The organism is Mucilaginibacter sp. P4_E8 (assembly GCF_056401495.1).
The window spans coordinates 1-12,625 of the sequence record NZ_JBFUJG010000136.1 but is presented as its reverse complement, the minus strand read 5'-3'; the positions used below and the strand labels follow the sequence as shown (position 1 = coordinate 12,625).

Below are 12,625 nucleotides of genomic sequence, written 5' to 3'. Positions count from 1 at the left end.
AAGATATCGTTATTGTCCGAAGTAAGATTTAAAGCCAGTTTCTCATCAACCCAATGGCACAGTGCTATTGTTTTTCCATAAGCCGGGGGGGCAGTCAAAACGGTTGCGGCATAGTCACCTTTTAAAAACTCATCAAAATGTTTATCAAGAAAATTCCTTTTTATACTTTGATTAAAAGGAATACCCGATTTGTTTTTTAAGGCTTGCAATGTAAAGTTTGTAATTTTTGCAGCTTTATGGCTCAGAGAGTTCCAATCAACATTTTCATGATTTGTTTTAAGGGATTCTTTGTCTTGTTTTTCGCAAAAGTCTTCCCACCCCTTATAACCACAATAGTTTGATAATACATCAATAGTAAATAGCGATGGTTTAAACTTGCTAAGAGCAAATCCATATATACGTTTTAAAGTGGTTTCGCTTACGGTATGGTTTGTTTTAATACTAATTTGCACAGAAAGAACCTTACAATCACTGGCTTCTATACGTGTAAGATGAGAGTTGGCTAAAACGTATGACTTTAATAATTCAAATAGCTGTGATGAGAAGACTGCCATATTATAAAACTATCAGGACGAAGTTTGTTTGATCAATTTGTTGTGATCGTAACATGACTTTCCCTGCATTATAGGTTTAGTTGATCTGTAGGTTAATTAATAAGTTTATGAATGTATGTAAATTTATAGCCGAACGTTTTATTCATCTCTTAAGTGAACGAAATGAATGTTTGACCGATTATTCAGTAAATGAACACGGGTATACAGTAGGGGGGGTATATACGCGCAAAGGAGGGCTGGTATAGCTACATAAAAGAGTTTAAGTCGTAATGTACATATTGCCGGTTTACAACCGCAAATACATTCGCTTGCTGCTTTTATAACAGACAACAAATAGATATTGCACAGATCAGTACATGAAAAACTCCCATCACCAACAGGTCTGATTGTTCATCAGTAAGTATACCGCCTGAAGCTTTAACATTTAACTTTCTTAATTTATAAACGCCATAAATGCCTGTAACAGTTGCTAAGACAACTCCCATTAACGCCACTTTATCGCCTAAAATACTATTTATCATTTCTCAGAATTTTTTAAAGCCAGGGTCTCCTAAAAGATTATTATTAGTACATATATATATATTATGCTAATACATCGCATGTGTTTATTTTATTCATTATTATAAGTTTATTCACATTGTTCATTCTGTCTGTTTTGCCTTTAAATAGCCATTTCCAACTTAACTTTCCCATATCTAAACCCGTATTACTTGACAATTTGGTACGCATAAGGGTATTAATTATTCTTTATAATAAATAGTAAAAAGACTACCACAATACATTGACTTACATTAAAAAATCAGATGGATAACACAGATATTTTGGCCGAAAAACTTGATTTTACATACAAAAAAGAAGAAGGACCCAGCGATGTGAGAGGGCTAATAGCATTATGCATTAATTACTGGTACGTTTTTGTATCGAGTATTGTTGTATGCTCAATAGCCGCATTCATTTATATTCAGTATTATCCAAATCAATGGAGCATTGTTAGTAAGGTTATAGTTGAAGATGATCAGGGTACACCTGCAAAGGCCCTAACCAATGGCTTGAATGCTGACCTTGCCTCACTTTTTGATGTAAAGAGCAATGCAGATAATGAGGTCAAGATATTAAAATCAACAAGCCTTTTGAACAGGGTGGTTGCCAAGCTCGACCTGAATATTCATGTTTTGGACGATAACGGATTACAGAGCTTTGAGTTATATAAAGATGCCCCTTTTACTGTAGCGGTAACCTATAACAAGAAAAATATCAAACTGATCAAATACAAAGTTAAGATACTGAATGATCAAAGCTTTAAACTGGAAAGCAGCAAGGAAGATCTGGATATTAACGGAGTATTTGGCAAACCCGTTAAGCTTAATCAATACACAGTAACTCTGAATAAAACCGACAAATTTAAACCATCTGGTGATTATAAACTGCGGATCCAGTCATTAAAACAGGCCGAAAATGACCTTGCCGGAAATTTGAACGCGGGCCTGGATGATAAACAGGCTACTGTTATTAATCTTCAGTTAAGCTATGAAAATCCTGATCAGGGCGAACTGATATTACAAACATTGATGCAGATGTATTTGCAAAGTAACTTATCTAACAAGATACGTAAGGCAGACAGCACCATGAAGTTTATTGACACCCGCCTGGTTGTTGTTGGAGCCGAGTTGAACAAGGTTGAAAAAAGTTTGGAGCAGTACAAGGTACAGAACAAAATATCTGATATTAATGCACAGTCAAAGGCCCTTGTTGAAGGGGCAAATCAGTATCAGAGTAAACTTAATGATAACTCTGTACAGCTGGCTGTAGTAAATGATCTGTATAAATATGTTAATGATGCCAACAATCCACAGGTTGTGCCCAGCTCACTGATAACAAAAGATGTTGCATTTGGTTCGGCCATTAATGCTTACAATGAAATGCTTTTGCGCCGGGAGCAACTAAAATTAAACCTCACGGATAACAGCAATATCATCCAAAACCTTAATCAGCAAATTGAACTGGCCCGAAGATCATTGATGGCCAGTATAAAAAGCTTCCGTAATAGTTTGCAGGTTTCACAATCGGCATTCCAAAAACAAAACTCATTTATCCAGGGTAAAATTTCAGATGCCCCGGTTAAGGAAAGGATCTATTTAGATTATTCAAGGCAACAAAGTTTAAAGCAGGACCTTTATTTGTTTTTGCTTCAAAAAAGAGAAGAAACCGCCATTTCACAAACCGCGACTATTTCCAGTTGCCGCATATTGGATAATGCCGAAAGTGACGAAAAGCCCTATGCCCCTAAGCAATCGGTTATATATTTAATTGGTTTGTTTGCCGGTATATTTTTACCTGCTGCAGGTTTAAGTATAAAAGAGATGCTTAATATCCGTATCAACAGCAAATCTGATATTGAAAAACACACCAGTGTACCCTTACTGGGCGAAATAAGCAGAAATGTGAACAAGAATAAGTTGTTGATATATAATGATTTTCGCTCCATCATTTCCGAAGAGATCAGGGCTGTGCGTACTAACTTAAAGTATGTAACAGAAAAAGGAAAATCAAATGTGATCCTGTTCACTTCGAGCATGAGCGGTGAAGGGAAATCCTTTATATCCCTTAACCTGGGAAATTCAATAGCCATGTCGGGTAAAAAAGTTGTACTGCTTGAACTTGACCTCCGTAAGCCCAGGCTGTTAAAAAATATGGGTGTCGACAATGACTATGGCTTCACCAATTATGTGATCTCGGCCGAAGAGGATATTTGTAACCTCATCAAGCCATCCACTTTTAACGAGAATTTCTTTTTCATTTCATCAGGGCCCATTCCGCCAAATCCAACCGAGCTGTTAATGAATGACCGGTTGAAAATATTAATAGACGATCTGCGGACAAAGTTTGATTATGTGATCATTGACAGCGCACCGGTAGGGCTGGTATCAGACGCCCTGATCATTGAGGAGTTTGTTGACATCACTTGCTACGTAGTAAGGCAAAACTATACCTATAAATCGCAATTAGGTATTGTAAATGACCTGCATAAATCAAAGAAAGCAAAACATCTTTATTTGATCGTGAATGATATAGAGCTTAAAAAGAATGGCATTACGGGTTATGGACATGGTTACGGCCATTATGGTTATGAAATGATCGAGGAAAAGAACAACAAGCTGTCCTCTATTTTTACAAAAGCAAAATAAGGCGCCCGATTAAAATTAATGGTTATGTTACAGGTTATACAAAGCAATCTTCATCAATTTTTTAACAGGGGGCATGAACGTTCGGTAAAGGCAAAAAAAAATATTGTTCAATCGATATTTTTAAAAGGCGGCAGTGTCATTATATCTCTTACACTAATTCCGTTAACCATAAACTATATTAATCCAACACAATATGGTATGTGGTTAACACTAAGCTCGTTAATAACCTGGGCTGCTCTTTTTGATATGGGCTTAGGGAACGGACTTAAAAACAAACTGGCAGAATTTATGGCCCTGGGCGATGTTCAAAAGGCCCGCAGTTATGTAAGCTCAACCTATGCTATATTGATCGTTATTTCGCTGTTGCTGTTCATTTGTTTCTATTTTATTAATCCATACATCAAATGGCACCGCATTTTAAACGTTCAGGATAAGGGCAGTACCGATCTGAACCATTTGGTATTGATCATATTCGCTTTTTTTTGMTTTCAGTTTGTAATACAGCTTATCAATACGGTATTAACAGCCAACCAGGCCCCGGCTAAGTTTGYGTTTTTAAACCTGGTAGCTCAGGTATTAACATTGGTAGCCATAGTATGCCTCATTAGGTTTCACAAACAAGGTTCTTTAACAGATCTGGTTATTATTATAGCAGGAGTACCTTTAATAGCACTCCTTGCTGGGAGTATATGGTTTTATAAAGGCAGTTATAAACAAATTGCGCCTACTATAAGCTATATAAATTTCAGGCACGCCAAGGAGTTGTTAAGTGTTGGCGGCGGATTTTTTATTATTCAAATATGCGCGCTGGTATTTTACGAAACTGATAATATTGTTATCGCCCAGTTATTTGGTCCAAAGGAAGTAACCACTTTTAATGTGGTATATAAGCTTTTCTCTATAGTGCTGATGCTTTTTGTTATTGTGATAACACCATTTTGGAGCGCATTTACCGAAGCTTATATTAAAAACGATTATGAATGGATCAAAAATGCCATTAACAAAATAAATAAGCTGTGGGTAGCGCTGAGCTTTTGCACGGTATTATTGCTTATTGTTTCGCCCTTTATCTACAGTTTATGGTTGGGTAAAAGTGTTACCGTTCCCTTAGCCTTATCAATAGCCATGTGCTTATATACTATAACCAATATTTGGCAAACTATATATGTTCAGCTTTTAAACGGGATAGGTAAAATAAAACTACAGTTATATCTAACTACAATAGGGGCCATTTTAAACATTCCATTGGCAATTGTGCTGGGTAATGTATTTGGAATTGCGGGTGTAACACTTGCAAATGCTATTCTGTTTATCATTATGGGCATAGCATTTTCGGTTCAGGCAGGTAAAATAATTAATAAAACCGCTACGGGTATTTTTAACGCCTAAGCAAGGGTTTATCATAACAAAAAGTATGAAAGAATACATCGACAAAACATTTATGATGAACCCTTTGGGCGAATATTTTAAGTGGCTTAAATGTAAGGTAACCTACCAGGTACGGTATTGGGGCAAACATTTCAGGATAGGCTATTTAAGCACAATTGATAACAGCAGCTTTGGCAGGTATAATATAATAGGCAGCCATTGTGTGGTAAGTAATTGCACACTTGGCGATTTTTCATACATAAACAGCTATAGCTATATTTTATATACCACCATTGGGCGGTATTGTTCTATTGGGCCTAATGTAAAGATGGCTCCGGGTAAACACCCAACTTCGGTTTTTGTAAGTACGCACCCGGTTACTTTTAACAATCAGGGTAACTTATTAAAAAACTATTGTACAGAGCAAAAATTTAAGAACCACCAATCTGTAACCCTGGGGAACGACGTATGGATTGGTGCCAATGCAATTATCATTGATGGGGTAAATATTGCAAATGGAGCTGTTATAGCTGCCAATTCGGTAGTAGTTAAAGATGTTGGCGCTTATGAAGTTGTTGGGGGAAACCCGGCAAAGCTTATTAAAAAACGATTTGATGATGTGCAGATAAAATATCTGCAGGAAACAGCATGGTGGAACAATGATGAAGCCTGGGTACAAAGCAATATTTCAAGATTCTGGAATATCGAAGATTTTATGGAGCCCACTAAAGTAGAACACGTTAAAGCAGTTTGACCTATGTATGTTATCAGAAAGCTATACAGACTATTACGGGTTGTTTACTATAAAATAGCGCCTATATATTCATGGCTCATCAGCTGTTTTAAGTTTTACTTAAACGGGGTAAAGTTCCATCGCGATTTTATAGGTTTTGGTATCCCGATACTGGATATTAATATGAAAGGTAATTTTTCAATAGGCAAAAGGTTCAGGTTTAATAGTGGTAAATATCATGCTATGGGCGGGCGCCAGCAGCAATGTTATTTTGTGGTTGCTAAAGGTGGTGAACTCACCATTGGCGATAATGTAGGGGTTACGTCGGTAGCTTTAATATGCCATAATAAAATAAGTATAGGCAACAACGTGAAAATAGGGATCAATACGGTTATCTACGATACTGATTTTCATTCGCTGGATGCCAGGATGAGGAACAGTTACCCCGAAAGGCTGGACGGTGTAAAATCAAAGCCTGTAATTGTACATGATGGCGCTTTTATAGGCGGGCACAGCACTATCTTAAAAGGAGTAACTATTGGTAAAAATTCAATAGTAGGTGCTGGTTCGGTAGTGTTTGAAGATATACCTGATGAACAGGTATGGGCCGGCAACCCGGCCAGGTACGTGCGTGATAATTACAAATATGATTATGCAAGAGTTTAAAACAGATATTTAAAATGATCAACCGGATATATCCATTTTTATTGCTGATCCTGATCCTGGCTTCGTTTTTCCATGTGCAGGCCATTGTGTTAGGTATTTCGCTGGTAATTATTTTTATGCCGTTAAAACAGCATTTGGCGGTAATAAAGGCAGCCAGGGTTTTTGCAGCTTTATTGCTGCCTGCTATACTTGGGTTAATAGCGGGTTACCAAAATAGCAATTATCTCATTTTAAAAGACCTTTACTATTTCACCATCCCGGTATTATTTATACTGGCCGGAATTGTGCTGGCCTGCCGTGTTGATATCGAAGCGTTTTTAAAAACACTGGTTTTTGCAGGTGTGCTTACCTCTGTAATGGTAACGGGCATATCCATATCATACATGGGGTTTGGCGCTCTGCTCGACCCGTACTCGGCGCATTATGCCATGGGCATTATAGGTGCGCCCGGACCGCCGATAGCATTAGCCTGCCTGTTATTTGCCTGGAAGTTTAACATCAGGTTATTCAGAGCCCGTTGGTTTAATTTATTTGTGGCTATAAATGCTTTTGGCGTTTATATGTGTGCTTCCCGTACCTATGTTATCATCATGGGGTGTTTTATGCTGCTGCTTGTTGCCGATAAAGTAAAAAGGATGTGGGTAATACCTACAATATTTGTGTTGATCATGATCGCCTTCCTGATACCCACTGATATTTTTAAGGCAACCTCCTCAGAAACATTTATGAGCAAAATGCTGGGCTCATTTAACGAGCTTAAAATGGGCGATTATAATACAGAACAAGACATCAACCTGAAGTATCGTGGCTATGAATCATTCATGGCGCTTAAGGGTTACGCGGAAGGCGATACAAAAGACTGGATATTTGGTGGCCTGGGTAAATTAATTGACCTCAAAACCTTTGTAAGACTGGGCGAGGATACCGATTTTCAGTACATCCCGGTGTTGCATAATGGCTGGTTGTACATCCTGGTAAAAACAGGTATAGTGGGTGTGGTAACCTATATTTTAGTGTTTTTTGGCTTGATAATTACAAACTGGAAAAAATACGCGGATGCGAAAGGTAAGCCTGCCATCAGGATGTTTGCGGCCCTCACTATTGGCTGCATTTTTAGCTTATTACTTACCAACTACATTGTAACCGCGCTTTTTAATGTAGAAATGTGCATTATAATGATCACGCTGGGTTACAGCTATCTTAATTTTAATTCACTGGTTTTCAGACTGAATGAACGTAAAAAGGCTGTTGTTCTTGAATACGAAAAAACTTACTGATATAAATATGGAAACACTTGCAGATACTCCCAAAGTAACCATTATTACGGTAGTATATAATGCACAGACTACCATTGAGGATACCATATTGAGTGTTATCCATCAAACCTATACCAACCTGGAGTATATTATTGTTGATGGTGGTTCAACTGATGGAACAATAAAAATCATTAACAGGTACCTGGACAGGATCACCCGTTTTATAAGTGAACCCGACAAAGGTATAGCCGACGGGTTTAACAAGGGTATAGCTATGGCAACCGGCGACTGGATAGGAATGATCAATGCCGACGACTGGTATGCACTAAATGCCGTAGAGCTTATCATGAACAACAGATCGGCAAATGATGATGTATGCTGTGGCAACATCATGCTCATTGGGAATAATGGCTTTGAACGCAGTAAAAAAAGTAAGGTGAGTTGGCTAAACTTCGGGATGTACATTATGCATCCTACCTGTTTTATCAAAAAGGAAGTTTATCAAAAAGTAGGCATGTATGATACAGGCTTAAAAATAGCTATGGACTTTGATATGTTCCTGAGGATAAAGGATAACAGATTCAAAATTAAACATATCGATGAAACCGTGGCTTATATGCGCACTGATGGAGTAAGCAGTGATACCGTAAAAATGCACCGGGAAGAGCTGGCCGTGATGCGCAGGCACCTGAAGGGATTAAGCTATTTCAATTCATGGATATTTAATTATTTAAACAGGCTACGATGGAAATATTTTTATAAAGACCCACTACGCACACAATTAAACTGATACCCTAAAATAAATACCCCTGTAATGAAAAAAAAGATCCTCATATCCGCTTATGCCATATCTCCGGTTAAAGGTTCAGAGTATGGCGCCGCCTGGAATACCGTAACACATTTGGCCAGTCAGCATGAATTATGGGTGCTTTATGGCATGTCTGATGATCATATGGGTGATACGCAAACCCTCAGGAATTATATAAAAGATACCCCTTTGGCATCTGTTACTTTTATTGAAGTAAAGGGTGGGCGCCTTGCTACATGCATCAATATGCTCAATAAAGTGGGTTTGGGATGGTTTTTTTACTTTGCTTATTATCTGTGGCAAAAAAAGGCATTAAGGGCCGCGCGCCAGGTTTTAAAAACTGTTGATATAGATGTAGTACACCAGTTGGGGCCAATAGGGTTCAGGGAGCCCGGATTTTTAGCAAAGCTGAATAAACCTATGGTGTGGGGGCCTATAGGAGGGATGAATATCATTAGTCAGGAACTGCTAAAGGGTAAGCCATTGTTAACAAGGATAAAGTTTTCAGTTAAAAATGCGATCAATCATTTTCAGATCAATTACTCAAAAAGGATTAGAGAAGCATTTTCACAAGCTGATGTTTTGATAGCTGCTACGTCGGCAGGACAGCAAATCATCTGGGAAAAATTTGGTATTGAAAGTTATTATTTGCCCGAACAGGGCATTGTAAACCATACGTTCCTTGACGAAACAAAATTTGACCACATTGGGCAACAGGTGCAATTGGTTTGGTCGGGCAGCCTTATTGAACGAAAGAATTTTGCCATGTGCTTAGATGCATTGGCCGGTGTTAAACATTGGAATTGGATACTTAACGTATTGGGCAATGGGCCTTTAATGGCAAAACTACAGGAAAAAGTTGCTGAGCTAAACTTAAAGGATCGTATTGTGTGGCATGGTCATTTGCCACGGAAAGATGCCATTCGCATCATGTCTGGTGCTCATCTGCACATCATTACCAGTATAGCCGAAGATAATCCGGCTGTGATCTTTGAAGCATTGACCTATGGCGTACCAACTTTAACCATTGATCATTGTGGCATGGGCGACGTGATCTGCAGCAAATGCGGCATAAAAATAAAGCCGGATACTTATAACGCCATGGTTGGTAATATGAGCCGTGCACTAAACAGACTGCTCAGAAGCCCCCATGAACTGGTGGAACGCGCACAAACCACATTGATATGTGCTGATGAATACAGCTGGGATAAAAGATTATCTAAACTGAATAATATATATAACCAGGCTATCCTGGCACACGGCAGGCGTTTTAATTCTTCATTGATTCAAACCTCAATAACTGCCTGATATGCTTTTAGTAAATCACCATAAAAAAATAAAATTGGGCATTGATGCCAAATGGTTCTTCAAGGGGCCGCCAAGTGGTAATATGGTGGTAAAAAACCTGGTGAACGAAATGGTAAATAACAATGATGAACAATTTGAGCTTTACCTGCTTATAACCAGGGATTTTAAAAAACAGGCACTTGATTATTTTCCGGCTCATGTAAAGCTCATTTTTTTGCCGGTAATTCCAAACCTGTTATCAAACATGTTACTGGTACCGTGGATTGCACGCATATATGGATTGGAAGCTATGCTTTATCAAAATTTTAGCAGTTTGTGGCCGCAGGCACTATGTAAAATAGTGTACATACATGATGTTTTGTTTTTAGACTATCCCCAATATTATTCACGTTCAGAATTGAGGTATTTCAAAGAGATGAAACGTTTGGCAGCCAGGGCCGATATGATCATCACCATATCAAATTCAGAAAAAGAGCGGCTGGTAAAAAATAAAGTAGCCAGTGAAAACAGGATAGCGGTTGTATACCACGGCATTAACCGCGACTTTAAAACATTAGCAAATTATCCTGGCGAAATGGTGAACGCTTTAGCGCTTAAATACCGTTTGCCCTCCAAATATTTGTTATATGTTGGGCGGGTAAACATCCGCAAAAATATTGCCCGCCTGGTGAGCGCCTTAAATATGCTCGATGATAAAGCGATAAAACTGGTAATTGTTGGTGAACTGGGTAATGATATAACCGTATTGAAGAACCATATTACAGAAGAAGGTCTTGCACACAGGATAATATTCACAGGTCATGTACCAGAGAGCGACCTGTATTTAATTTATGCTAATGCCACTGTTTTTTGTTTCCCATCATACGCTGAGGGTTTTGGCCTTCCGCCTTTAGAGGCCATGCAATGTGGTGTGCCGGTTATTGTATCAAAACGTACTGCACTGCCCGAGGTTTGTGGGGATGCGGCCATTTATATTGATCCTGATGACGCGGAGGATATAGCAGAAAAGATAAACTTTTTATTGAACGATGTTAACCTGTATAATAAAAAGGTAACGGACGGGATAAATCATGCTAAAAAGTTCTCCTGGCAAATATCAGCAAACGGAATACTAAAATTAATTGGCGATGCATACATTAATTGAAAACGTAATACGCAAGCTCAAGAACAATCCTGAGTATAAGTTCGAAAACAACTATAGTTTCAGAGAGTTGTCAGTTATTTTATGRGATAGGGGCACGCAATTATCGCGCGGCGCCTGGAAAAAGTTGTTTTTCAAAAAATCAAGCGGCCTGGTATTTATAGGGTCGCATGTGGTAATTAATCATACGTATTTGTTCACTGCAGGTAAAAACCTCATCATTGAGGATAATGTTTATATCAATGCCTTGTCGGCCGAGGGGATCATGATAAAGAATAATGTATCCATTGCCCGTAATTGTACGCTGATATGTACCGGCGTAATTGCACAAAAAGGTAAGGGGATAATTATAGGCAATAACAGTGGCATCAATGCCGGTACGTATTTAGGTGGTCAGGGAGGAATTGAAATTGGCGATAATGTGATCATAGGGCCCGGTGTTAAGATCTTTTCTGAAAACCATAATTTTTCTGATTGTAATGTTAACATAAAAGACCAGGGAGTAACCAGGAACGGGGTTTTTATTAATAACAATTGCTGGATAGGCGCTGGTGTAACCATACTGGCCGGTGTAACCATTGGCGAAGGCTGTGTAATTGCGGCCGGCAGCATTGTTACAAAAACCGTTGCCCCACATTCTATAGTGGCTGGGGTACCCGGCCGGGTATTAAAAAAACGAGGTGAACTGCTTAGCCAGGAAATTCCGGTGTAACTTTTAAGCTGTAAATATTATAATGATCAGGAACAATTTCAATAAATTCAAAGGTTCGCTTCTTTATATCATTTGTGAGGTGATTGGCTGGTTGCCGTTCCATACACTGCGAATTTTATTACTGCGGATACTAAAAGCAAAAATAAACTGGCGGGTTGGTATATACAGAGGGTTCGAGATCCGGAGTCCCTGGAAATTAAAAATAGGTAAGGGCAGTGTAGTTGGGCACAATGCTTTGCTTGATGCCCGGATGGGTTTAACCATTGGTTGTAATGTAAATATTAGTAATGAGGTAATGATATGGACACTTCATCATGACTATAATGATGCTAATTTTGCTCAGATAGGGCAGGCGGTAATTATTGAAGATTATGTTTGGCTATGCTCACGCTGCATTATATTACCCGGCGTTACAATTGGCAGGGGTGCTGTAGTTGCAGCGGGCGCGGTTGTTACCAAAAGTGTACCACCTTATACTGTGGTAGGCGGTGTACCTGCCAAACAAATAGCTAAACGAAACGAAGGGCTTATTTATAACCTAAGTGATGCGGTTTTACCAATCATTTAGCATTTAATACCACCATTTAATATCTGTTTTTAATACCCGCATCGGGTTTCCGCCGAAAATAGAATTTTCACCGCTCAGTTTTTTAGTAACTAATGAATTTGCAGCCACAACACTGCCCGATGGTATTACTGCTCCCTTTAAAATGGTACACTTACAAGCCACCCAAACGTTATCGCCAATAATAATTTCTTTTGGATGATTAAATACTTCCCCGGTTTCGTCGGCTATATGATGAAAATCAGTATCCATCACCAATGATTCCCATGATATACCGCTGTGATTGCCAATCTCAATTTTTTTTGCGGCAACAAGCGCACATTCTGTGC

12 protein-coding genes and 1 pseudogene are annotated in these 12,625 nt (G+C 38.6%); 10 read left to right on the top strand and 3 right to left on the bottom strand.

Features of this window, described 5'->3' with window-relative positions; translation table 11 throughout:
* A pseudogene (locus AC1DRQ_RS25865) lies at positions 1-554 on the bottom strand (hypothetical protein); the annotation flags it as partial.
* Positions 555-871: 317 nt separating this feature from the next.
* Positions 872-1,075 carry a hypothetical protein gene (locus AC1DRQ_RS25860; protein ID WP_477428164.1) on the bottom strand — a complete coding sequence of 68 codons (204 nt, stop codon included), beginning with the start codon at positions 1,073-1,075 and terminating at the stop codon, positions 872-874.
* Between the two features lie 282 nt (positions 1,076-1,357).
* On the opposite strand from AC1DRQ_RS25860, the gene AC1DRQ_RS25855 reads away from it, so the two are divergent.
* The 10 genes from AC1DRQ_RS25855 to AC1DRQ_RS25810 are packed head-to-tail and all read left to right on the top strand — an operon-like array spanning position 1,358 to position 12,299.
* Entirely contained in the window at positions 1,358-3,739 is a 2,382-nt protein-coding gene (locus AC1DRQ_RS25855) for a GumC family protein (protein WP_477428162.1), read from the top strand.
* Between the two features lie 24 nt (positions 3,740-3,763).
* On the top strand, positions 3,764-5,128 hold the full coding sequence (locus tag AC1DRQ_RS25850; RefSeq protein WP_477428160.1) for a lipopolysaccharide biosynthesis protein: 1,365 nt from the start codon (positions 3,764-3,766) through the stop codon (positions 5,126-5,128).
* Positions 5,129-5,153: 25 nt separating this feature from the next.
* A complete protein-coding gene (locus tag AC1DRQ_RS25845; protein WP_477428158.1) occupies positions 5,154-5,861 on the top strand; it encodes a CatB-related O-acetyltransferase in 708 nt (235 codons plus the stop codon).
* Between the two features lie 3 nt (positions 5,862-5,864).
* Positions 5,865-6,506: an acyltransferase gene (locus AC1DRQ_RS25840; protein ID WP_477428156.1), complete on the top strand. Its 642-nt coding sequence runs from the start codon at positions 5,865-5,867 to the stop codon at positions 6,504-6,506.
* Between the two features lie 14 nt (positions 6,507-6,520).
* Positions 6,521-7,783 (top strand): hypothetical protein, encoded by a 1,263-nt coding sequence (locus AC1DRQ_RS25835; protein ID WP_477428154.1) that lies wholly within the window; start codon positions 6,521-6,523, stop codon positions 7,781-7,783.
* 7 nt (positions 7,784-7,790) lie between these two features.
* Positions 7,791-8,552, top strand: a complete 762-nt coding sequence (locus AC1DRQ_RS25830; protein WP_477428152.1) for a glycosyltransferase family 2 protein — start codon at positions 7,791-7,793, stop codon at positions 8,550-8,552.
* Between the two features lie 24 nt (positions 8,553-8,576).
* On the top strand, positions 8,577-9,878 hold the full coding sequence (locus tag AC1DRQ_RS25825) for a glycosyltransferase family 4 protein (RefSeq protein WP_477428150.1): 1,302 nt from the start codon (positions 8,577-8,579) through the stop codon (positions 9,876-9,878).
* Between the two features lies 1 nt (position 9,879).
* A complete protein-coding gene (locus AC1DRQ_RS25820) occupies positions 9,880-11,022 on the top strand; it encodes a glycosyltransferase family 4 protein (protein ID WP_477428148.1) in 1,143 nt (380 codons plus the stop codon).
* Positions 11,006-11,731 carry an acyltransferase gene (locus AC1DRQ_RS25815; protein ID WP_477428146.1) on the top strand — a complete coding sequence of 242 codons (726 nt, stop codon included), beginning with the start codon at positions 11,006-11,008 and terminating at the stop codon, positions 11,729-11,731. The genes AC1DRQ_RS25820 and AC1DRQ_RS25815 overlap by 17 nt, the downstream gene beginning before the upstream one ends.
* Before the next feature lie 22 nt (positions 11,732-11,753).
* The gene (locus tag AC1DRQ_RS25810; protein WP_477428144.1) at positions 11,754-12,299 is read left to right on the top strand and encodes an acyltransferase; all 546 of its coding nucleotides are present in this window, start codon (positions 11,754-11,756) and stop codon (positions 12,297-12,299) included.
* Positions 12,300-12,302: 3 nt separating this feature from the next.
* Here AC1DRQ_RS25810 and AC1DRQ_RS25805 read toward each other — a convergent pair.
* A partial coding sequence (locus tag AC1DRQ_RS25805; RefSeq protein ID WP_477428142.1) for an acyltransferase occupies positions 12,303-12,625 on the bottom strand: 323 nt, incomplete at its 5' end.